Source organism: Bradyrhizobium sediminis (assembly GCF_018736085.1).
GTDB classification, from domain to species: Bacteria; Pseudomonadota; Alphaproteobacteria; order Rhizobiales; family Xanthobacteraceae; genus Bradyrhizobium; species Bradyrhizobium sediminis.
The window spans coordinates 774,233-796,165 of sequence record NZ_CP076134.1 but is presented as its reverse complement, the minus strand read 5'-3'; the positions used below and the strand labels follow the sequence as shown (position 1 = coordinate 796,165).

Below are 21,933 nucleotides of genomic sequence, written 5' to 3'. Positions count from 1 at the left end.
GACGCCTGCCTGCCGTCGCAGGAAGCGGTCCTCCCGCTTTCGCTTAGCAATCCATGCAAGATATTGTTATTGTGGCGCGTCGCTAAATCCTTTCCCGAGGGGGACAGTCTTGCGCGAAAAGGAACTCCGCATAGCGCTCGTTTGCTTCGGAGGCGCCTCGCTGGCAATCTATATGCATGGCGTCACCAAGGAGATTCTGAAGCTCGTCAGGGCTTCAAGCGCCCTTCATACCATCATCAACCGGGAAAAGCGCTCGGCCGCGGCATTCTTCGATGTTCGCGACCGCTCCGATCCCGAATTTGACACTGAAGCGATCTATTTCGATCTCCTGCGCGATATCGGCCGGACAGTCGATCTGCGGGTCATCGTTGACATCGTAGCGGGAGCCTCCGCGGGCGGAATCAACGGCATCATGCTGGCACGGGCGTTGAGTCATGACCTGCCCATGGGTCGGCTCCGCGACCTCTGGCTTGAGAATGCCGATGTCACCGAGCTACTGGCATCGGAAGCGAAGGCACACATATCGAGCAAGTGGATTCTTCGACCGCTGTTCTGGGCCGCCGGTCTGACAGGCAAAGGACTGATCAGCGACCTGGAGGTGCGTTCCAAACTGTCGCTGTTCATGCGGTCTCGATGGTTTGAGCCCCCATTCGATGGCCTGAAGATGACCGCTCTGATGTACGACGCGGTAGCTGCCATGGGAACGCCGCGGGGAGAGATGGCTTCTCTGCTTCCTTCCGGCCAAGGGCTCGATTTGTTCGTGACCCTGACTGATTTCAATGGTCACCAGCGAACCATGCAGATTCACAATCCTCCGATCATTCATGAGCGCGAACACCGTCACCACCTCCATTTCAGATACCGGAGGCGTCAAAGCGGAGCCATTGAGAGCGATTTCGAAATGGCCAATGCGCCTGCGCTGGCTTTCGCCGCGCGCGCGACGTCATCAATTCCGGGAGCATTTCCGCCAGCGCGCATCCTGGAGGTCGATCAACTTCTCAGGAATCGCTCCATTCCCTGGCCGCGCCGCGCGGAGTTCATTGCGCGGAATTTCGACAACTACGTGCAAATGAACGTCGACGCGGCTTCCGTTCCGTTCATCGATGGCAGCGTTTTGAGCAGCCATCCCTTTCGCGAAGCGGTCGGCGCCATCCGAGGCCGCGCCGCGTATCGTGAGGTAGATCGACGGGTGGTCTACGTTGATCCCAACCCCACACCCGCGGGCCTGGCCGTGCATCACGGTCTGCCAGGATTTTTTCCGACGCTGAAAGGTGCGCTGTCCGAGATTCCGCTGTCCCAACCCGTGACCGACGAACTCAGCTGGATAGGTCATTTCAACGAACAGGTGCGTCGGCTCAGGGCGATCGTCGACAGCGCGCGGCCGAATATCCGCCGGCTTGTCGCAGGGGTCATGACCACCGACCGCGAGCCGAACAGCGAGGATCAGATTCGCGGCTGGCGCGAGCAGGCAAATATCAAGGCCGCCCGCGACGCGGGTTTCGCATACGATGCCTATGTGCGCCTGAAACTCGCCTCGGTGCGCGACTTCGTCAGTCGACTGATCATGGAGATCCGCGGCGTTCGTCCGGAATCACCCTTCGCGCGGTCGATTGCAGAAATCATAGACGCCTGGGCAATCCAGGCCGGCGTGACCTACGAGCCCGCAGATGGCCGACCCTTGCAGGCGGAAACTGTCGCAGGCCCTGACACCCCGAAGTGGATCACGTTTTTACTTGCGTTTGACGTGGGTTATCGAAAGCGCAGGCTTCGTTTCCTGATCGAAGGTCAAAACCGCCTTTCCCAGATGCTCGGTTCAGGAGAGTTCGAGGGTCTGGAGGCCGCCAGCGTCGACCGCTTGAAACGCAAGTTTTACGAATGCGCAGACGCACTGGAGCAAAGAGAGGCTGCCACCTCCGTCAATGCAACCACCCGCAATCTGGTCGAGGACATCTTTCGGGTAGGGCCGTCTCCGACTGACGTCGGACAAATTGGCAAATATGCGCAGTCCTTTGCCACGCGACACAGGGATCGGATTGATGTGCTCATCGAGCGCCTCGGCTCGGATATCGATCTCAAAGCCAGCACGTCGGACATTGACGTTCTTCTTTCCGAAACCGAGGGGTGGCCTCCCCTTGCGAGGCACGAGGTGCTTGTAAATCATCTCGGGTTTCCGTTCTGGGACGTTGTGACGTTTCCCGTGATGCCGTGGCGGGAAGCGGGGGAATTCAACGAGGTCCGGATTGACCGTATCAGTGCGCAGGACGCCGTCGGTATCAACAGACTGGGGACGTTTCAGCTAAAGGGTACTGCGTTCAGTCAATCTGCCGCGTTCTTGTCGCGCGCCTACCGCGAGAATGACTACCTGCTCGGCCGCTTGCACGCCATTGACCGTCTTATCGATATCGTTTCCGAGGCGGCCGGTTCCGAATCGCAGTCTCCAGCCGCGATAGCGGCATTGAAGAAACGAGGATTTCTCCGGATTCTGGATGTGGAGGAGCGCCATCTACCCACCTGCAAGAAATTGATTGCGGAGCTACGGGCCGCGCTCACCGCAGATGAGCAGCCTGAAACATTCAAAGCTGCGAGATGACCGATGCCTTGCCGGAGCTCTTTATCGACGCTTGGAGCTTTGGTGGACCACCTTTGACGGACAGAGGTTCGCCAATCGAAAGTCTGCAACGAGCTTATGTTGAGCCGCTCGGAGTTATTTTTGGAGATATTCAATGAAGGAATGGTTTCACTTCCTCGGAAAGGCGGCGCTGCTGGTCATCACGTGGGCCGTCATTTTCGAGATCGGCTTGCGGATGCAGCAATACTTCGGTCCGCTGTACGATCTCGAATTGGCGAATATCAATCTGAATTGGGAATCCAACGTCCTGAACCACAAGCCGGAACCGGAAAACCAGAACTTGTGCATTTACGGCGATCTGACTGGCTTCAGCTACAAGAGATCCTATGACACCAACGGCATCAGGATCATCGACGATGCGGCACTGCTGGCGGGGTGCCGAAATCCGATTTCGGTTCTGTTCCTTGGCGATTCATTCATGGAAGGCTTCGACGACAAGAACACCCTGCCGTATCAGGTTGCAAAATATTTCAAGACAGAGCGCGGGGTTTGCCTGAAGACCTACAATGCCGGATACACCTCATATTCCCCGGCTATCTTCGTGCCGCAGGCGAAGAAGCTGCTGCCGATCGTGCGTCCCGACTATATCGTGGTGGATGTGGACGAGACCGATTTATACGACGACTTCGCTCGATATCGTCGGCTGATTGTCCGCAATGAGCGCGGACAGAATGTCGGCGTCAAGGTTTCACCCATTGGACACGAATGCAGTATTGGCTTGATGGAAGCTCGCAAGCATCCATTGTATCTGATGCGGTTTGCGGCAAAGCTTTGGCTCACCTTTGTGCGCTTGCCATCGGCAATTGAGAAATACCGATCGGACCTCACTCTCTTTTCCTATTCACAGGACCAAGGTGCTGACCTCGAACAGAAATATTCAGAAGCGCTTTTGAGTTTCAGGCAGAATCTGCAGGAGCTGGCTGAGGTATTAAAGGATTACACCAAGGACGGGAGCCGGGTGCTATTCATCTCTCACCCGCATCTTCGGCACTTGAAACCCGACGCTGCGGGCCACGTGTGGAACGATCTCGTCAGCTCTACGGTGCAAAAAACTTGCGTCGCCAACGACTTTCTTTTCTTCAATGCCACCGCGACATTGAAGCAGCGATTCGGATCGCACCCGGAGGACTTCTATTGGGAAAACGGCGATATGCATTTCAATTTCAAGGGATTGGAAGAATACTCCGCTGCGGTCGCAGCGTTTATGGCTTCGGCCATGGTCAACCCGAGGGACTGACCGCGCCATCCTCCCTGGCGAGTACCCAGCTGGAAATTCCATACGATGAACTCAGCATGAAGCCCTGCGTCCCTTTGCCGCGAGCACTTGCATGCTCGCTCTCTCAGTAGCAGCGCGATGCGGCGATGGTGTGAAGCCTGTTATCGCCGAGCACATGCGCCATGAAGCCGAGGCTCTGGAAGATCCTCGCGAACGCCGCGTCGCGGATGCTCAGGCCGCCGGTATAGGCGCCGAAAGCCGGCATCACCGCGCGCTCGCCGTCGCTGGCAAAACAGCGCCGCTCCATCGAGCGGCCGCGCGCCGACACCCGCGCCTTGGGATGCAGATGGCCGGCGATTTCGCCCGACGCGCCTGATGGTTCGTGGCGAAATGCGATCGGCCCGATCGCGACTTCATGGGCGACCACGCCGCCGAGATCGGATGGCAGCGCCGGGTCGTGATTGCCTGATATCCAGATCCAGTCGCGCCGCGCCTGCATTGCCGTGAGAGCGTCGCGGTCGGCTGCGGACAGCCGGTCATGGGCGTCGCGGTCGTGAAAACTGTCGCCGAGCGCAATCACCATGCGCGGGTCATGGCGCGCGATAACGGCCGCGAGGCGGCCGAGCGTCGCGGCGGTGTCGTAGGGCGGCAGCAGCACGCCGCGTGTTGCAAAACTGGAGCCCTTTTCCAGATGCAGGTCGGAGACGACGAGCAGGCCCTGCTCTTCCCAGAACAGCGCGCCGGAGAGATCGGCGACGAGGGTCACGCCGGCGATGCTGACCGAAGAACGACTGACAATATCGATGGCAGTTCTCGTCATGCCCGGGCTTGTCCCGGGCATCCACGTCTTCCTTTGTGAGGCCAAGACGTGGATGGCCGGGACAAGCCCACGGCTGTCCGGCACGTTTTCTGCTTGATGAAGTGCACGGCATTGATTCTGCTTGGGTTCAGTTGGTTGCGAATCATCTGAACAGCAAGAGGATCAACGCCGTGCCGCACCAGAATATCGTTTTTCACTGCCTTCTGAAGCAGATTCCGTGGGCGACGTTTGATCGTCTTGTGGACCGGCACAATGCCGATTGGGACGATCGGGTGACGAAGAGCCGTCCGCATCTGATCGCAATGCTGTACGCACAGTTTTGCGGGGCGCGCGGCCTTCGGGAGATCGAAGCCGGCCTGAGAAGCCACGCCGGTAAGCTTTATCACCTTGGCGGCTGCACGATCTCGAAGTCGGCCTTGTCGACCGCGAACGCTTCGCGCCCTGTGGAAGTGTTTGCCGACCTGCTCTCGGCGCTGATCGCTCAGTTGCAGAACGGCTATCGCAGGAAGATCGGCGATTGCGTTCGCCTGATCGATTCGACCAGCGTGCGGCTGAGCAGCCTGAGCGGCCATTGGGCGACATTTTCGGCCGGCGTTTGCGGCGCCAAGGCCCACATCATCTACGATCCCGATGCCGACCAGCCGCTCTACCTGATGGTGACGCCTTGCAACGTCAATGACATCACGGCGGCCAAAGCGATGCCGATCGAGGCGGGGGCGACCTATGTTTTCGATCTCGGCTATTACGATTACGGGTGGTGGGCGACGCTCGATCAGGCCGGCTGCCGTATCGTAACGCGGCTGAAGCGCAACACGCCCTTTGAGGTCGTCGAGGATCGGCCGGTTGCGGTGGGATCGCCGGTCCTGAGCGATCGGACCGGATATCTTCCGAAGCGGCTCGCCGCCTCCCGCTGCAATCCAATGTCGGGCCTGGTCCGCGAAGTCCAGGTCACGATAGAGACCGGCAAGGTGCTGCGCATCTTCACCAACGATCTGACCGCCAGCGCAGAGGAAATCGCCGATTTGTACAAGCGTCGCTGGGCGATCGAGCTGTTCTTTCGATGGGTCAAACAGACCTTGAAGATCACTCACTTCCTCGGCACATCCGAAAATGCGGTTCGCATTCAGATCACGGTCGCCCTGATTGCCTTCCTGTTGCTGCGCCTGGCTCACGACGCCAACAAGATCGTCAAAAGCCCGCTCGCCTTCACCAGGCTGATCCGTGCCAATCTTATGCATCGGCGGCCGATTGCAGGACTTCTTCAAAAAGCCTCCCCGCCAGGCCCAACACCACACCAGGCCAAATTCGATTTCGAGCCCTCCGCTACCCGGACGGCGCGACGTCGTCGCACCGCCCGCGGTTGCGTCACATTGGAGAAGGCGGCATGAAGCATAACCCGTGCCGGACAGCCGTGGGACAAGCCCGGCCATGACGGCGTTGATGCATGGGAGCACAATAGATGCATTTTTCTTCTACGACATCGCCTCTTTGACGAGTTCTTCGGCGGCTTCCGCCAGGAGTTCGTCGGATGCTTCGCCATAGACCGCTTCGCGGCCGATTTCCAGCATCACGGGCACCGCAAGCGGCGAAATCCGGTCCAGTTCCCGGTGGGTGATTCGCCCCTTGATTCGCAAAAGCATATCACTGAGCCGGCGAATATCGAGCAGCCCGGTCGCGGCATCGGCGCGCGCGGCGCGCAGCAGCACATGGTCGGGCTGGTGCTTGCGCAGCACGTCGTAGATCAGGTCGGTCGAGAACAGCACCTGACGCCGGGTCTTTTCCTCGCCGGTGAAGCGCCGGGCGATCAGCCCGGAGATGATGGCGCAGGTGCGGAAGGTGCGTTTCATCAGCGCGGATTCCGCAAGCCAGGCTTCGAGATCGTCGCCCAGCATATCCGGATCGAACAACGCGTTGAGATCGAGCTTGTTCTGCCGGATCATGAATGACATGTCGCCCAGTCCCCACACCGCCAGCGCATATTCATTGGCGACGAATCCGAGCGGCCGGGCGCGGGCGCGCTCCAGCCGCCGCGTCAGCAGCATGCCGAGCGTCTGATGCGCCAGCCGCCCTTCGAAGGGATAGCAGACGAGGTAGTGCTTGTCGGCGCGGGGGAACGTTTCCACTACCAGCTCACGGGCGCCGGGAACGCGCGACAGACGCGCCTGCAGCGACAGCCAGTCGCGCACCTGGTCCGGCAAGGCCGTCCACGCACGCCTGTCGGCGAGCAGGTTGCGGACCCGTTCGGCCAGATAGGTCGAGAGCGGAAACTTGCCACCCATATAGGACGGCACTTTCGCGTCTTTATCGTTAGCCCGGGAAACGTAGACCTGGTCCTCGGCAAGCGCCTCGTAGCGCACCACCTCGCCGCCGAACACAAAAGTGTCGCCGACCACCAGCCCCTCGATGAAATATTCCTCGATCTCTCCCAGCATGCGGCCGCCGCGGCCGAGCGCGCCGGTGGAGCCCTTGCTATTTCCCTGACCGCCGCGCGAGCGCACCAGCCGCACCTTCAGCATGGATTCCTCGACGATGGTGCCGACATTGAGGCGATAGCTTTGCCGCACCCTGGGGTTGGTCACGCGCCAGCGACCCGCCTTGTCCTGCTTGATGCGGGCGAAGCGCTCATAGGTCTTCAGCGCATAGCCGCCGGAGGCGACGAAATCGACGACGTCGTCGAAATCGGTCCGCGCGAGATCGGAATAGGGCGCCGCCGTCAGCACCTCTTCGTAGAGCTCGTCCGACAGAAACGGTTCGCCGCAGGCGCAGCCGAGCACGTGCTGCGCCAGCACATCGAGCGCGCCGGAGCGCAGCGGCGGGGTGTCCTGCGCGTTCTCCGCGACGGCGTCGATCGCGACCGCGCATTCCAGCACCTCGAAGCGATTGGCGGGAACAAGAACGGCGCGCGAGGCTTCGTCGATGCGGTGGTTGGCGCGGCCGATGCGCTGCATCAGCCGCGAGGCGCCCTTCGGCGCGCCGATATTGATGACGAGATCGACGTCGCCCCAGTCGACGCCGAGGTCGAGCGACGAGGTGCAGACCACGCCGCGCAACCTGCCCGCCGCCATCGCGTCCTCGACCTTACGGCGCTGCGCGACGTCGAGCGAGCCGTGATGCAGCGCGATCGCGAGGCCGTCGTCGTTCATCCGCCACAGATCCTGAAACAGCATCTCGGCCTGGCTGCGGGTGTTGACGAACACCAGCGTGGTCTTGTTGGCCTTGATCAGGTCGTAGACCTCGTTGAGTGCGTGGCGCGCCGAATGGCCGGCCCATGGCAGGCGCTCCCTGGTGTCGAGCATTTCGACGATCGGCGCAGCCGCGCCACCGGCGACGACGATGTTGGCGGCTTCGCCTTGGCGGTCGCGCTGCGGCACCAGAAACCGCGCCAGCGATTCCGGCTCGGCGACGGTGGCGGACAGTCCGATCGCGCGCAGCTGCGGCGCCAGCCGCCATAGCCGCGCCAGGCCGAGCGACAGCAGGTCGCCGCGCTTGGAGGTCACCAGCGCATGCAACTCGTCGAGCACGATGCGCCTGAGCTGTGAAAACAGAAACGGCGCGTCGTCGGACGACAGCAGCAGCGCCAGTTGCTCGGGCGTGGTGAGCAGGATGTCCGGCGGATAGCGCCGCTGCCGCTGCCGTCGCGACACCGGCGTGTCGCCGGTGCGGGTCTCGACCTTGATCGGCAGATCCATCTCGGCGATCGGCGTCTCCAGGTTGCGCGCGATGTCGACCGCGAGCGCCTTCAGCGGCGAGATGTAGAGGGTGTGGAGGCCGCGGCTGCGTTGCAGGCTGCGGCCGGTGGAGATCACGCCGCCACTTGCCGTATCAGCTCCCTCCCCCCTTGCGGGGGAGGGCTGGGGTGGGGGGTAAGCCGTATCGTTCGGAGCAAGCGGCACACCCCCCTCCCGCCGCCCTTCGGGCGTCGACCTCCCCCACAAGGGGGGAGGTAACAAGGAGGCGCGCGGTGTAGCACTCAGCTCCACCAGCGTCGGCAGGAATCCCGCCAGCGTCTTGCCGGCGCCGGTCGGCGCAATCAGCAGCGCGGAAGCGTCGGCGCGGGCCTTGGCGAGCAAGGCGAGCTGATGCTCACGGGGCGACCATCCGCGGCCCGCAAACCATTTGACGAAACGGTCCGGCAGCAGCGCGTCCGGCTCGGCCGGGGAAAGGTTAAGGATGCGGGGCGGCACGGCCCAACAGGTAAGCCGTTGCAGGGCTTTCGTCGAGGGCTACGGGCGCACTTCACCTCGCCCCGCTTGCGGGGCGAGGTGAGATTGACGCCGCCAGCGATTACTCCGTGACCGGCTTATCGGAGATATCCCAATCCTTGCCGTTGAAGGTGGAGATGTAGAGCGTCTTCATCGGCGTGTAGTTGTCGGGCGTATAGCTGTAGGTCACGCCGTCCAGCATGTACGGCGAATGGAAGCCGTTGAGGTTGGACGCCTGCTTCAAGACGTTGGCTCGGGTCAGATCGTCGCCGCAGCGGCGCAGGATTTCGGCCATCGACGCCACCTGGCCATAGCCGGCGAACGCGATGGTGTTGTCCGGATCGACATTGGGCAGATACTTCTTGCGCAATTCCTCGAACGCCATCACGTCGGGATCCTTCACCCAGCGCGGCACGCCGACTTCCTTGGCATAGCGGATGGCGACGATGCCGGTGGCGTTCTCCAGGCCCGCCGCGCTCAGGATGGAACGTCCGGTCGAGCCGGCGGACAGCAGGTGCAGCGGCTTCCAGCCGAGTTCGGCGACTTTGCGGATCGACTGCGACGACGCCTTGCCGGTGCTGATGTTGTAAAAGACATCCGCGCCGGACTTCGAAAGATTGATGAGCTGGGAATCGATGGTCGGCTCGGTCAGGTCGTAGGTCTGCTCCATGATCACCTTGGCGGTGCCGCCGGCTTCCTCCAGCACCTTCTTGAACGGTCCCAGGAAGTCCCGGCCGAAATCGTCGTTCTGGTAGAGAATGCCGACCTTCGCATTCGGTTTCGCGGCAACGACATGCTTGGCGAGAATTCGCGCTTCGGTCGGATACAGCGGCAGGCCCGCCATGGTCCATTTGAAGTTCTTCGGATCGTTCCATTTCGACGCGCCGGTGTTGAGCAGAAGCTGCGGCACGCCCTTCGAGTTGAGATATTTATGCACCGCAGTCTGCGGCGCGGTGCCGAGCGAGCCGAACAGCGCCAGCACTTCTTCCTGCTCGACCAGCCGCCGCGTCGCCTCGACGCATTTCGGCGCGCTGTAGGCATCGTCCATGGTAAGGAATTTGACCTTGCGCCCGTTGATGCCGCCCTTTTCGTTCAGCATCTGGAAATAGGCCTCGCCGACCCGCCCCAGCACGCCATAGAGCGAGCCGGGGCCGCTGTGCGGCACGGTCTGGCCCAGCTTGATTTCGGTATCGCTCGCGCCGACGTCGTATTTCTTCTCTGCCGCCCAGACATAGGGCGCGGGCAGGACGGAGGCTGCGATTGCGGAAAGCGCGGTGGCGCCGAATTCGCGCCGGGTCTGTCTGTTCTTCTTCATTGTTGTTTCTCCCGAAACTTGTTGTTCTTGTTGCAGGGCGTGAATGTCTTGATCTGACATTCCGTCACGTCAGGCAATAGCTTGCGACGCAATGCCGCCCTGTTCCGGCGCATGCTTCGAGGCTGTGCCAACCAGACGTCAGCCCTTCGCCGCGACCACGACCAGGCCGGGCACCGGCTCGTTGTCCTCATTGCGCGCCGACAGATCTTCCAGCCGCGACAGCACGAGGCCGGCATCGGCGATCGACGCACGCACATGACCGGCGCCGTGCGCATAGCGCAGGCCCTCGCCGAGGATGACGCCGTCGCCGCGATGGGTCTCGACGGTGAAGGCCAGCAGGCCGCCGGGCACCAGCACGCGCCTCGCCTCGTGCAACAGCGACGCGAGATCCGCGACATAGACCATCGCGTCGGCGGCGAGAATGAGATCGGCGCCGGCGTCGGGCTTGCGGCGCAGGCCTTGCAGCATCTCGCCCACCTCGAGCTGCGCATAGAGCCCGGTGGCGCGCGCCCGCTCGATCATGCGTGGCGACAGGTCGATGCCGGTGAAATGGTCGACCTCCCTGGCGAAGGCAGTGGCCGCCAATCCGGTGCCACAGCCGAGATCGATGGCGCGCTTGAAGAAGGCTGGCTTGCGGACGGCAGCGCGCGCCGACAGCACGGCTTTGAACAACAGCGCCGGACCGCGATAGCCGAGATCGTCGACCAATGCCGCCTCGAATTTCGGCGCATATTGATCGAACAGCGCCCGCACATAGGCCTGTGGCATCGCCGAGAGCTGCTCCGCGCCCGATAGCATCAGCCGCAGGCCGGCACCGTGCCGGTCATCGGGGTCGGCGGCGCGTGCTTTCCGAAACGCCGCAATCGCCGCATCGCGCTCGCCGAGCCGCTCGCGGATTTCGCCGAGCGTAAACCAGGCCGAAGCAAAGTTCGGCGCAAGCTCGGTCGCCTGCAGCAACAGATCGGCGGCGGCGGCGAGATCGCCCTTCAGCTGCAGATCGCGCGCAAAATCAAACCGTCGATCGGCCATCAAATCGCCGGAGGACAGGAACAGGCGCGCGGGCATGATCGGAATCCACAGTTGTCATTGCCGGACTTGATCCGGCAATCCATCCAGCAGGAACTTTTCCGGAAGATGGATGCGCGGGTCAAGCCCGCGCATGACGGGTAAAAATCGCTGCAACACGCCCTATATAGCCAGGATGCGCCCGCAAGAAGCGCCGTATTGGCCGGCGGCCATTGACGGCGGCAGGCGGGTTCCCCATGTCAGGGCGATCAGGCTATAGTGCGAGGGCCAATCCGCGCGGGAGACCATCAATGCCCAACGACACCAGAGAACTGCCGGCAGCCAATGACGGCCTTTCCCGTTTTCTGGGCGGTTCGCCGCTGGCGGTGGCGTTCCGGCTGGTGCTGCTGTCGATCCTGGTCGGCGTGGTGCTCGCCGCCATCGGCTTCGATCCCTGGAATATCATCCAGAGCATCCGGCTGTTGTTCCAGCGGCTCTGGGATCTCGGCTTCGACGCCATCAACTGGCTGTGGCGATACTTCCTGCTCGGCGCCGTGATCGTGGTGCCGATCTGGCTGGTGACGCGGCTGATCACGCCGCGCGGACGTTAAAGCATGATCCGTAAACGTGGGACGCGGTATTCCGCGGGACAAACGCGAAGCGCTTGCCCGGAGATCATGCTCAAACATAGAGATGAGATCACGATCCGTCGGATCGTGATCTAGCCCGCGCGCAAGCAATTGTTGGCTCCCGCATCCAGGGTTACGACCGCGCAGGTCTTTGCCATCGCAGGTCCGGCGATGGTCGCGAACCTGACGACGCCGCTGATCGGCATCGTCTCGACCACCGCGATCGGCCGGCTCGGCGACGCCACGTCGCTGGGCGGGGTCGCGATGGCGTCGGTGCTGTTCGACTGCCTGTTCTGGCTGTTCGCCTTCCTGCGCATGAGCACCGTTGCCTTCACCGCGCAGTCGCTCGGCGCCGGCGAGATGCACGAACTGCGCGCGATCCTGGTGCGCGGACTGATCGTCGCGGCGCTGGTCGGCGCCGGCCTGATTGCCCTGCAGATCCCGCTTGCCGCCATCCTGCTCGGCGCCATGGGCGGCAGCGAGGGCGTGACGCGAGCGGCAAGAACCTATTTTGCGATCCGGATCTGGTCGGCGCCGCTGGCGCTGGCGAACTATGTCGTGCTCGGCTGGCTGATCGGACAGGCCCGCGCGACGCTGGCGCTCGGGGTGCAGATCGCGATCAATCTCATCAACATGGTGGCGACCTTGCTGCTGGTGCTGACGCTCGATCTTGGCATTGCGGGCGCCGCGATGGCCGCGCTGATCGCCGAAGCCCTCGGGCTCCTGATCGGCGTCGCGATCGCGCACAATCTCGCGCAGGATCATTTGCCGCTGTCGCGGGCCACCCTGTTCGACCGCGACACGCTCATGCGAATGCTGGCCGTCAACCGCGACATCATGATCCGCACCGCGGCGCTGATTGCGGCGTTCCTGTTCTTCACCGCGCAGGGCGCGCGCTCCGGCGACGTCACGCTCGCGGCCAATGCCGTGCTGCACAATTTCCTGCTGATCAGCGCCTTCTTCCTCGACGGGCTGGCGAACGCCGCCGAACAGCTTTGCGGTCGCGCCTATGGCGCCCGCGCGCGGGATGAATTTTCTGGCGCGGTGCGGCTGGTCGTGTTCTGGGGCTTTGGCTTTGCGCTGGCGGTCACTGCCGCGTTCGCGCTGTTCGGCCCCGCGCTGATCGATATGATGACCGCAAGCCCCGACGTGCGCCGCATCGCGCGGGATTTTCTGGTATTCGTGATCCTGTCGCCGTCGCTTGCCGTGTTCGCCTTTGCCTTTGACGGCGTCTATATCGGCGCGACCTGGGCGCGCGACATGCGCAATCTGATGGTCGCCTCGCTCGCGATCTTCCTCGCGGCCTGGCTGGCGCTGCGTTCATTCGGCAACACGGGGCTGTGGGGGGCCTTGCTGGTGCACTACGCCGCGCGCGGCGGCTTGCAGGCACTGCGCTATCCGGCGATGCTGCGGGCTTCGTTCCGGCAGGCGCCGCTGCCCGGCTGAACCAGGAGGATCGCCCGATGCAACTGCAATTTGTCGGCTGCGGCGACGCGTTCGGCTCCGGCGGCAGGTCCAATACCTGCTTCCATGTCACCGGCGATCACGTCAATTTCCTGATCGATTGCGGCGCCTCGTCGCTGCCGGCGCTGAAGCGGCAGGGCATTATCCGCGACGGCATCGACCTCATTCTGATCACGCATTTCCACGGCGATCATTTCGGCGGGCTGCCGTTCCTGCTGCTGGATGCGCAGTTCGCCCGCCGGACCCGCCCGCTGGTCGTCGCCGGGCCGGAAGGAATCGAGGCGCGGCTGGCGCAAGTGATGGAAGCGCTGTTCGAGAATTCATCGAAGACCAAACAGCGCTTCGAGCTGTCGGTCGTCGCGCTCAGGCCGGAAGAAAAGCGCAGTTTCGGCGCGGTCGAGGTCACGCCCTACCCGGTGGTGCATGGCGAATCCGGCGGGCCCTTTCTGGCCTACCGGGTCGAAGCCGGGGGCCGCGTCATCGCCTACAGCGCCGACACCGAATGGACGGAGACGCTGATCCCGGCGGCGCGCGACGCCGACCTGTTCATTGCCGAAGCCTATTATTACGACAGGATCGTGAAGAACCACCTCAGCCTGACGACGCTGGAGGCGCATCTCGCCGAGATCAGGCCGAAGCGGCTGGTGCTCACCCACATGAGCGACGACATGCTGGGACGGCTGGATACGCTGGCCTACGCCGCGGCGAGCGACGGTATGATTGTCGAGTTATAGATGAAAATGGATGGTATTGGGTTCGTCATTGCGAGGAGCACTTGCGACGAAGCAATCCGGCTTCCTTCTTTGCGCCGCAAGCTGGATTGCTTCGCGGAGCCTGTCATCGGGCGCGCGTTCGCGCGACCCGTTGGCTCGCAATGACGGTGTCAACTAAACCGGCCAGTCCTCGGCGGTGATGGTCGCGGCATCGGCGCCGACGATTTCCGACAGCGAGTCGCGGCCGGTGCGCAGCAGCGTCGAGGCAAGGTCGTTCTTGATGTTCTCGACCAGGCCGAGGCCCTTGTAGATCAGCGACGAATAAAGCTGGATCAGGCTGGCGCCGGCGCGGATCTTGGTCAGCGCGGCGCCGCCGGAATCGATGCCGCCGACGCCGATCAGCGGAAACGCGCCCTCGGCGCGCACGTAGGTCTCGGCCACCATCCGCGTCGACAGCCGGAACAACGGCCGGCCCGACAGGCCGCCCTGCTCCCTGGCGCGGGCCTGTTCGCGCAAGGTGGCAGGCCGCGCCAGCGTGGTATTGGCCACGATCATGCCGTCGACGCGGCGCGAGCGGGCGATGTTAACGACATCGTCGAGCTCGGCGAGACTGAGATCCGGCGCGATCTTGAGCAGCACCGGCGAGTCGCCGGCGTTCCGCCGCACCCGCTCGCGCGCATCGATCACCTTGGCCAGGAGATCGTCGAGCGCGGATGCCTGCTGCAGATTGCGCAGGCCCGGCGTATTCGGCGACGACACGTTGACGGTGAAATAGCTCGCCACCGGCGCAAAGGTTTCGATCAGTTTGACATAGTCGGCGACACGATCTGCGGAATCCTTGTTGGCGCCGACATTGACCCCGACGATGCCGCCGAGATTGGCGCGCGCCGCCAGCCGCCGCAGCACCGCTTCGGCGCCGTCATTGTTGAACCCCATGCGATTAATGACGGCTTCGTCGCGTTCCAGCCGGAACAGCCGCGGCCGCGGATTGCCGCCCTGGGGACGCGGCGTCACCGTGCCGATTTCAACGAAGCCGAAACCGAGCCGCAGCAGCGCATCGGGGACTTCCGCGCTCTTGTCGAAGCCCGCCGCCATGCCGACCGGATTGGGGAAATTCAGCCCGAACGCCCGCACCGCCAGTTTTGGATCGTCCGGCCGCGGCCGCACCGGCGGCAGCAGCCGCAGCCCCTGGATCGCCAGGCGATGCGCGTCCTCCGGATCGAACCAGCGCAACAGCGGCAGCGAAAAGGCGTCGAAGGCGCGGATCACGGCTCCAGCTCCGGAATGTGATGGTATCCGTCGGCGCGCGCCTGCATGTCGAAGATGGCGATCACCACGCCGAGGTCGAGTTCGCCGTAGAGATGCGGAAACAGCTCGTCATTGCGCGAACGTTCCCAGCGCAGCGCCTCACCCAGCGCATCGGCATCGACCGCGACCAGGAACAGCCCGATCTGACCGAAGAAGTGCTTCCTCGCCGTCTCGGCCACCTGCGAGGCGAGCGAGAAATGAATGAAGCCGTCGCGCGCATCGTCGGCGCTGCCGCGGTACACGCCTTGCCGCTCGGCCTCGCGCCAGGCCGAGGCGGGACAGATTTTGTAGATCCTGCGCACGGCGGCCGAAAGTCCTGCTTGTTGTTTGAGTCTCTTGGGATTCTTCCGGAACTTCCGGACCTCGCGCGCCGACCGTATCGGCGCAACTTCCACACTTCAAGGGTCGCTTTTGCTCCCTTGCGCGTTGGGGCGAAAACCGGTTTATTGAGGTAATAATTCCTAGATTTGGGCGCCATCGAGCCATGGCCAAACATTCCAAAGCGCCGCGAATGCTGACCCACGAGCAGGTCTGGACCGCGATGGACCGGCTGGCCGAACGCGCCGGAATTACGGCCTCGGCGCTCGCCAAGCGCGCCGGCCTCGACCCGACCACCTTCAACAAGTCCAAGCGCATCACCCCCGAGGGCCGCGAACGCTGGCCTTCCACCGAATCGGTCGCCAAGGCGCTCGCCGCCACCAACACCTCCATCGACACCTTCGTGCAGCTGATCGGCGACAGCCCGCGGGCCGTGCAGTCGGTGCCGCTGCTCGGCTTCGCGCAGGCGGGAGCCGGCGGCTATTTCGACGATGGCGGACACCCTGCCGGCAAGGGCTGGGACGAAGTGGGCCTGCCCGCCGTCAACGACGAGCACGCCTACGCGCTGGAGATCTCCGGCGATTCGATGAGACCGGCCTATCGCGACGGCGACATCATCGTGGTGTCGCCGGGCACGCCGATCCGCCGCGGCGACCGCGTGGTGGTGAAAACCACCGGCGGCGAGGTGATGGTCAAGGAATTGAAGCGGCGGACCGCCAAGACGCTGGAGCTGGCATCGCTGAATCCGGCCCATGCCGACCGCACGCTGGCGGCGGGCGACGTAGCGTGGATCGCGCGCATCGTGTGGGCGAGCCAGTAACCAGCCGGTAAGACTGCCCGCCCGATGAACTTGCAGCGGCACATCCCGTTCAATAGTTTCGCGCCCGAGTTGAGCCGGCCGGCGTTTCAATTTGCATAAAAAAGGAGACTGACGATGAATCGTCGCCATGCGCTGAGGGCGTTGGCGGGCCTCGCGCTTTGCCCGCTCTGCACGCAACAGGGAATTGCCGCGGAAGGCCACCACTGGAGTTATGAAGGCGCCGGCGGCCCGGCGAAATGGGGCGACCTCGACGCCGCCAGCAAGGTCTGCGGCATCGGCTCGCAGCAATCGCCGATCGATATCGGCACGACGGTCAAGTCGCAATTGCCGGCGCTCAAGTTCAACTGGGCCAAAACCGCCGCCGCCGACACCATCGTCAACAACGGCCACACCATCCAGCTCAATTTCGCCAAAGGCAGCACGCTGACGCTCGGCGACGTCAAATATGAATTGCAGCAGGTGCATTTTCACCGGCCGAGCGAGCATCTGATCGGAGGCAGGAATTTTCCGATGGAGGCCCATTTCGTGCACCGTGCCGAAACCGGCGCGCTTGCCGTGGTCGGCGTGTTGATGGCGACCGGCAAGCCGAACGCCGCCTTCAGCAAGATCATCTCGACCATGCCCATGAAGGAAGGGCCGGCCGTCAAGGCCGACCCCGGCATCGATCCCAATGCACTGCTTCCGGCCAAGCTCGGCTACTACCGCTATCCCGGTTCGCTGACGACGCCGCCCTGTTCGGAGACCGTCGAATGGCTGGTGCTGACCCAACCGATCCAGGTAGCGGAAGCCAATGTCGCGGCTTTCGCCAGGCTCTATCCGATGAACGCCCGCCCGGTGCAGAAGGACAACCGCCGCTACGTGCTGCAGTCGAGCTGACAACGTCGTCCCGGCGAACGCCGGGCCCCATAACCACCGATGGTGATTGTTGCGGGAAGTGTCGACCGCCACCGCCCAGAATCGAGAAGCCGCGGAGTATGGGTCCCGGCGTTCGCCGGGACGACGATAATTCCTACGTCGCGTAGTCCGGCTCCTTGCGGTCGAGGATGCGCTTCAAGGCATCGAAGTGCCGCTGCGCCGGGGTCGGCCCCTTGTAGAGATGATCGTCCATGAAGTCGCGCCGGGTCTTCTCGACCACATGGGCAGGAAGCCGCTTCAGGGGTTGCCCGGTCCACATCGCGTAAATCTGAACCTGCGCGACGCGCTCGACATAATAGAGCTTGTCATAGGCATCGGCGACGGTTGCACCGACCGTCGAGATGCCGTGATTGGCCATGAACAGCACCGTCTTGTCGCCGATCACCCTGGCGAGCCGGGCGCCCTCGGCAGGATCGAGCGCCGGGCCGGTGTATTCGTCGTCATAGGCAATGGCGCCGGATAGGCCGACCTCGGTCTGGCCGATCTCCTTGATGCGCGGATCTTCCAGACGCGTCAGCGCGCTCGCATAGGGCATGTGGGTGTGGAACACCGCTTTCGCCTGCGGCAGCGCCTTGTGGATCGGCGCGTGGATGCAATAGCAGGAGCGCTCCACCTCCCCCTCGCCGCTTTTGACCTCGCCGTCGTCGACGCCGACCTCCATGAAGGACGAGGCGGTGACCTCCGACCAGTGCATCCCGAACGGGATCTGGTAGTAGCGGTCGCTGCGGCCCGGCACCACGAAGGTCAGATGGTTGAAGATGCCTTCGCTGAAACCATGCATGTAGGCCAGCCGGTGCGCCGCCGCGAGGTCGACCCGCGCCCGCCATTGCTCGGCATCAACACTGTCCTGAAGCGACTTCGGCGAAACCCTGAACTGCATGAGCATGCTCCCTGTGCTGGCCTGCCCCTCGGCGGAGGCTTGGTTTGTTTTTTGGAAGTATAGCGCGATTTGAACGGGCGCCCGGCTGAAATCGCCGCGGAGCTGCCATCTCGATTTGGCGCAGTTCGCAATGATGCGCTGCGAAGGGAAGTCCGGAAGCGCGGTCCCTCTTCAGCGTCGTCCCTGCGAACGCAGGGATCCATACCGCGAGGTCTCTGGTTTTCGCGATGTGGCAGACGTTCTTCGCAACACCAGGGCCGGTGGTTATGGGTTCCTGCGTTCGCAGGAACGACAAATCAAGCCGATCTTGCCAGCGCGCCGTCGATCATCGCCACCGCATTCGTGAGCCCATAGACCGCGACGAAGGAGCCGAAGCGCGGGCCTTTTTCCTGACCGAGCAGCACTTGGTAAAGCATGTTGAACCAGTCGAGCGAGACGCCGGGCCGGCCATCCTTGCCCTTTTTTATCGCGTCGAGGAACGGCTCGCGGCGGCCGATCTCGTAGACCACGTTCTGGATATCCTCGGCGGTCGATGCCGCCGGCATGTTCGACAGCGCGTCGCGCAGATCCTGCAGCGCCGCGCGTTCGCTGTCGGTGGGCTCGCGGAACTTCTTGGTCGGCGCCACGAAGTCGCGATAATAGTTGATGGCGTAGCCGACCAGCGCGTCCAGCTTCGGATGGCTCTGCGGCGTGACGCCGGGGCGATAGCGGCCGATGAAGCCCCACAGGGTCTCGGCATTCTCCGCATTCGACGACGACACCAGCGTCAGCAGCAGCTGGAACGTGACCGGCATGTCGGCCTTGGGCGGATGGCCGGCATGGATGTGCCAGACCGGGTTGGCGAGCTGCTGCTTGCCATCCTGGCGCGGAAAGCCTTCGAGGAACTGCTGGTAGTCGTCGACGTTGCGCGGGATCACGTCGAAATACAGCCGCTTCGCCGCCTTCGGCTCGCGATACATGAACAGCGACAGCGATTCCGGCGAGGCATAGCGCAGCCATTCGTCGATGGTGAGCCCGTTGCCCTTCGACTTCGAAATCTTCTGGCCCTTGTCGTCGAGGAACAGCTCGTAATTGAAGCCTTCCGGCGGCAGGCCGCCGAGCGCTGAGCAGATCTTGCCCGACAGCTTGACCGAATCGATCAGGTCCTTGCCGGCCATTTCATAGTCGACGCCGAGCGCGAACCAGCGCATCGCCCAGTCCGGCTTCCATTGCAGCTTGCAATGGCCGCCGGTGACCGGGAGCGTGACGCGCTCTTTTGTTTCGGGGTCGTCGTAGGAGACCGTCCCGGCCTTCACGTCATGTTCGACGATCGGCACATACAGCACCGCGCCGGTCCGCGGGCAAATGGGGAGGAACGGGGAATAGCTCGCGGCGCGTTCTTCGCGCAACGACGGCAGCATTACCTTCATCACTGCGTCGAACCGCTCCAGCATGCGCAGCAGCGCCGCATCGAATTTTCCGCTCGTGTAGTAATCGGTCGAGCTGGCAAACTCGTAGTCGAAGCCGAAGGTGTCGAGAAACGCGCGCAGCCGCGCATTGTTGTGCGCGCCGAAACTCGGATGGGTGCCGAACGGATCCGGCACCCGCGTCAGCGGCTTGCCGATATTCTTTTCCAGCAGTTCCCTGTTCGGCACGTTGTCCGGCACCTTGCGCAGGCCGTCCATGTCGTCGGAAAACGCCAGCAGCCGGGTCTTGATCTTGTCCTCGGTCAGCACGCGAAAGGCGTGGCGCACCATGGTGGTGCGCGCGACCTCGCCGAAGGTGCCGATATGCGGCAGGCCCGACGGACCATAGCCGGTCTCGAACAGCACTTCGTCCTTCGGTTGCTTTTTCAGCCGCGCGACAATCGTTTTTGCCTGCTCAAACGGCCAGGCGTTGGATTGTTCGGCGAGCGCGCGCAAATCGCCCGGGCTGACGGCAAGATCGATCGTGGACATCTAAAGGGGTCTCCAGGACCGCGGAAACTAGCGCTTCCGCAGGCAAATGCAAATTTTAGGATGCACCCGTCATTGCGAGCGAAGCGAAGCAATCCATGGTCACAAAGGAAGAATGGATTGCTTCGTCGCTACGCTCCTCGCAATGACGGGGCTAGAACGGGCTGACCGAAAAATAGCGCAGCCACAGATCGGTGTAGCGGCCTTTTTCCCAGAGCCGGAACAGCGCCCAGTTCAGCGCCTGCCGCAACAGGTCGTTGCCCTTGCGCACGCCGATGCCGATGCCCTCGCCGAAGTAGCGGCTCTCGACGAACGGTCCGCCCGAGAACGCGCAGCATTCGGCCGAGTCGGTGCCGTTGATCCAGAACGCCAGCGAGATCGCGTCGCCGAAAATGAAATCGACCTCGCCCCGTCGCAGCGCCAGCCGCAGCGCGTCGTCGTTGGGGTAGGGATGCAGTTCGGCGTCGGTGAACATGGCCTTGAGATAGGCCTCATGCGAAGTGCCGGCGACGGCCCCGATCTTCTTGCCTTCGAGATATTCGGGGCGCACCTCCGGCATCACGGCGTCGCGCCGCGACACGAACCGCGCCGGCGCGCGGTAATAGGGATCGGTGAAATCGACCCGGGCGCGCAGTTGCGGCGTCACCGCCAGCGAGGCGATGATGGCGTCGCCGCGGTTGCTCGCGATCGCATCCAATAGCGTTTCGAAGCGCCGCATCTGGATGGTGCAGGTGACCTTGATCTCTTCGCAAAGCAATCTGGCCAGGTCGACATTGAAGCCGGCCGGATTGCCGTCGGGACCGGTGAAGTTGAACGGCGGATAATCGGTTTCGGTCAGGAACCGGATCACCGTGAGGCGGGACAGGTCCGGCCGGTCCGGACGCCGGCGCGGGTCCCAGAAGCCGGGCACCGCCTGCGGGGCCGCCTCCACCGCGGGCTTGGCCGGGATTTGCGCCAGCGCCGTGCCGCCGGACAGCGCCACAGCCAGCGCAATGCCGGCCGCCGCCAGGACGGCACGGGCGGTTCGAAGCGCTGAAAGCGGGATGATCTGCGGCTGCATTGACGGCGGTTTTTCCGGATTGGACGGCCTTATAGACCATCCGGCTGGCGACGCGAACGCCGTTTGTCGTCGCGGCGTGTGGCTCAGAGGTAACGCTTGAGGTCGGCCGCGGCCTCCTCGGGCGTCCGCTTGATATTGAACGGCGAGACGAACTTGCCGTCGCGGTCCATCAGGTAGATCAGGGCGGTGTGATCCATGGTGTAGTCGCCGCCATCCTTGGTCGGGACCTTGCGGGCATAGACCCGATAGGCGGAAATCACCTTGGCCACCGCCTCGGGATCGCCGGTCAGCCCTTTGAGATGCGGATCGAAGCTCGACAGATAATCCTTCATGGCCGCGGGGGTGTCGCGCTCGGGATCGACCGAGACGAAGAAGGCGTTGACGCGGTCGGCATCCTTGCCCATCGCCTTCAACACCTCGGAAATCTCGAACAGCGCGGTCGGGCACACGTCGGGGCAATGGGTGAAGCCGAAGAAGATCAGCGTCGGGCGGCCCTTGAGGTTCTTTTCGGTCACGATCTGACCGGCCTGGTCGGCCAGTTGAAACGGCCCGCCGATGGCGGCAGGCGTCGCCACATTGCGCAAGCCGCCAACCGCCCACAGCATCAGCAGGAGGCCAACCACCAGGCTTCCGGCGAATGCGGCGATAATGACCAGCGGCCGGCTGGCCAGCATGCGGGGGGTCCGATCCGTCATGAAAGTTCCT

17 protein-coding genes and 1 pseudogene are annotated in these 21,933 nt (G+C 63.2%); 8 read left to right on the top strand and 10 right to left on the bottom strand.

Features of this window, described 5'->3' with window-relative positions; translation table 11 throughout:
* Positions 1–109 precede the first annotated feature (109 nt).
* Complete coding sequence (locus KMZ29_RS03810; protein WP_215622518.1) at positions 110–2,590, top strand: patatin-like protein; 2,481 nt, start codon at positions 110–112, stop codon at positions 2,588–2,590.
* 133 nt (positions 2,591–2,723) lie between these two features.
* A complete protein-coding gene (locus KMZ29_RS03805) occupies positions 2,724–3,866 on the top strand; it encodes an SGNH/GDSL hydrolase family protein (RefSeq protein WP_215622517.1) in 1,143 nt (380 codons plus the stop codon).
* A gap of 103 nt (positions 3,867–3,969) precedes the next feature.
* On the opposite strand, the gene pdeM is transcribed toward KMZ29_RS03805, so the two are convergent.
* Positions 3,970–4,665: a ligase-associated DNA damage response endonuclease PdeM gene (gene pdeM / locus KMZ29_RS03800; protein WP_215622516.1), complete on the bottom strand. Its 696-nt coding sequence runs from the start codon at positions 4,663–4,665 to the stop codon at positions 3,970–3,972.
* A gap of 170 nt (positions 4,666–4,835) precedes the next feature.
* Here pdeM and KMZ29_RS03795 point away from each other — a divergent pair.
* Positions 4,836–5,948, top strand: a pseudogene (locus tag KMZ29_RS03795) (IS4 family transposase); the annotation flags it as partial.
* 189 nt (positions 5,949–6,137) lie between these two features.
* Here KMZ29_RS03795 and KMZ29_RS03790 read toward each other — a convergent pair.
* The 3 genes from KMZ29_RS03790 to KMZ29_RS03780 form a co-directional block, all read right to left on the bottom strand.
* A complete protein-coding gene (locus KMZ29_RS03790) occupies positions 6,138–8,849 on the bottom strand; it encodes a ligase-associated DNA damage response DEXH box helicase (RefSeq protein ID WP_215622515.1) in 2,712 nt (903 codons plus the stop codon).
* Between the two features lie 100 nt (positions 8,850–8,949).
* Complete coding sequence (locus KMZ29_RS03785) at positions 8,950–10,182, bottom strand: ABC transporter substrate-binding protein (RefSeq protein WP_215622514.1); 1,233 nt, start codon at positions 10,180–10,182, stop codon at positions 8,950–8,952.
* 138 nt (positions 10,183–10,320) lie between these two features.
* Positions 10,321–11,247 carry a class I SAM-dependent DNA methyltransferase gene (locus KMZ29_RS03780; RefSeq protein WP_215622513.1) on the bottom strand — a complete coding sequence of 309 codons (927 nt, stop codon included), beginning with the start codon at positions 11,245–11,247 and terminating at the stop codon, positions 10,321–10,323.
* 251 nt (positions 11,248–11,498) lie between these two features.
* On the opposite strand from KMZ29_RS03780, the gene KMZ29_RS03775 reads away from it, so the two are divergent.
* The 3 genes from KMZ29_RS03775 (at position 11,499) to KMZ29_RS03765 (ending at position 14,014) form a co-directional block, all read left to right on the top strand.
* Positions 11,499–11,798 (top strand): DUF6460 domain-containing protein, encoded by a 300-nt coding sequence (locus KMZ29_RS03775; protein ID WP_215604739.1) that lies wholly within the window; start codon positions 11,499–11,501, stop codon positions 11,796–11,798.
* Between the two features lie 189 nt (positions 11,799–11,987).
* Positions 11,988–13,262, top strand: a complete 1,275-nt coding sequence (locus KMZ29_RS03770) for an MATE family efflux transporter (protein ID WP_215624129.1) — start codon at positions 11,988–11,990, stop codon at positions 13,260–13,262.
* A gap of 17 nt (positions 13,263–13,279) precedes the next feature.
* A complete protein-coding gene (locus tag KMZ29_RS03765; RefSeq protein WP_215622512.1) occupies positions 13,280–14,014 on the top strand; it encodes an MBL fold metallo-hydrolase in 735 nt (244 codons plus the stop codon).
* Positions 14,015–14,167: 153 nt separating this feature from the next.
* Here the strand turns inward: KMZ29_RS03765 and KMZ29_RS03760 are convergent, their stop codons facing one another.
* A complete protein-coding gene (locus KMZ29_RS03760) occupies positions 14,168–15,262 on the bottom strand; it encodes a quinone-dependent dihydroorotate dehydrogenase (RefSeq protein ID WP_215622511.1) in 1,095 nt (364 codons plus the stop codon).
* Positions 15,259–15,603 (bottom strand): DUF952 domain-containing protein, encoded by a 345-nt coding sequence (locus KMZ29_RS03755; protein ID WP_215622510.1) that lies wholly within the window; start codon positions 15,601–15,603, stop codon positions 15,259–15,261. The genes KMZ29_RS03760 and KMZ29_RS03755 overlap by 4 nt, the downstream gene beginning before the upstream one ends.
* Before the next feature lie 209 nt (positions 15,604–15,812).
* Here KMZ29_RS03755 and KMZ29_RS03750 point away from each other — a divergent pair, with 209 nt between their 5' ends.
* On the top strand, positions 15,813–16,439 hold the full coding sequence (locus KMZ29_RS03750) for a S24 family peptidase (protein WP_215624128.1): 627 nt from the start codon (positions 15,813–15,815) through the stop codon (positions 16,437–16,439).
* 114 nt (positions 16,440–16,553) lie between these two features.
* Complete coding sequence (locus KMZ29_RS03745; protein WP_215622509.1) at positions 16,554–17,315, top strand: carbonic anhydrase; 762 nt, start codon at positions 16,554–16,556, stop codon at positions 17,313–17,315.
* A gap of 133 nt (positions 17,316–17,448) precedes the next feature.
* Here the strand turns inward: KMZ29_RS03745 and KMZ29_RS03740 are convergent, their stop codons facing one another.
* The 4 genes from KMZ29_RS03740 to KMZ29_RS03725 form a co-directional block, all read right to left on the bottom strand.
* On the bottom strand, positions 17,449–18,234 hold the full coding sequence (locus KMZ29_RS03740) for a class II aldolase/adducin family protein (RefSeq protein WP_249779819.1): 786 nt from the start codon (positions 18,232–18,234) through the stop codon (positions 17,449–17,451).
* 296 nt (positions 18,235–18,530) lie between these two features.
* Positions 18,531–20,171, bottom strand: a complete 1,641-nt coding sequence (locus KMZ29_RS03735) for a lysine--tRNA ligase (RefSeq protein ID WP_215622507.1) — start codon at positions 20,169–20,171, stop codon at positions 18,531–18,533.
* Positions 20,172–20,322: 151 nt separating this feature from the next.
* Positions 20,323–21,228 carry a transporter substrate-binding domain-containing protein gene (locus tag KMZ29_RS03730; RefSeq protein WP_215622506.1) on the bottom strand — a complete coding sequence of 302 codons (906 nt, stop codon included), beginning with the start codon at positions 21,226–21,228 and terminating at the stop codon, positions 20,323–20,325.
* An 83-nt stretch (positions 21,229–21,311) separates the two neighbouring features.
* A complete protein-coding gene (locus KMZ29_RS03725) occupies positions 21,312–21,923 on the bottom strand; it encodes an SCO family protein (RefSeq protein WP_215622505.1) in 612 nt (203 codons plus the stop codon).
* Positions 21,924–21,933 lie beyond the last annotated feature (10 nt).

Bases quoted from the DNA above. Each gene is read 5' to 3' on its own strand.
- KMZ29_RS03750 (WP_215624128.1), top strand. From the start codon at position 15,813: ATGCTGACCCACGAGCAGGTCTGGACCGCGATGGACCGGCTGGCCGAA.
- KMZ29_RS03745 (WP_215622509.1), top strand. From the start codon at position 16,554: ATGAATCGTCGCCATGCGCTGAGGGCGTTGGCGGGCCTCGCGCTTTGC.
- KMZ29_RS03770 (WP_215624129.1), top strand. From the start codon at position 11,988: ATGGTCGCGAACCTGACGACGCCGCTGATCGGCATCGTCTCGACCACC.
- KMZ29_RS03725 (WP_215622505.1), bottom strand. From the start codon at position 21,923: ATGACGGATCGGACCCCCCGCATGCTGGCCAGCCGGCCGCTGGTCATT.
- KMZ29_RS03780 (WP_215622513.1), bottom strand. From the start codon at position 11,247: ATGCCCGCGCGCCTGTTCCTGTCCTCCGGCGATTTGATGGCCGATCGA.
- KMZ29_RS03805 (WP_215622517.1), top strand. From the start codon at position 2,724: ATGAAGGAATGGTTTCACTTCCTCGGAAAGGCGGCGCTGCTGGTCATC.
- KMZ29_RS03730 (WP_215622506.1), bottom strand. From the start codon at position 21,228: ATGCAGCCGCAGATCATCCCGCTTTCAGCGCTTCGAACCGCCCGTGCC.
- KMZ29_RS03765 (WP_215622512.1), top strand. From the start codon at position 13,280: ATGCAACTGCAATTTGTCGGCTGCGGCGACGCGTTCGGCTCCGGCGGC.
- pdeM (WP_215622516.1), bottom strand. From the start codon at position 4,665: ATGACGAGAACTGCCATCGATATTGTCAGTCGTTCTTCGGTCAGCATC.
- KMZ29_RS03775 (WP_215604739.1), top strand. From the start codon at position 11,499: ATGCCCAACGACACCAGAGAACTGCCGGCAGCCAATGACGGCCTTTCC.
- KMZ29_RS03740 (WP_249779819.1), bottom strand. From the start codon at position 18,234: ATGCAGTTCAGGGTTTCGCCGAAGTCGCTTCAGGACAGTGTTGATGCC.
- KMZ29_RS03785 (WP_215622514.1), bottom strand. From the start codon at position 10,182: ATGAAGAAGAACAGACAGACCCGGCGCGAATTCGGCGCCACCGCGCTT.
- KMZ29_RS03735 (WP_215622507.1), bottom strand. From the start codon at position 20,171: ATGTCCACGATCGATCTTGCCGTCAGCCCGGGCGATTTGCGCGCGCTC.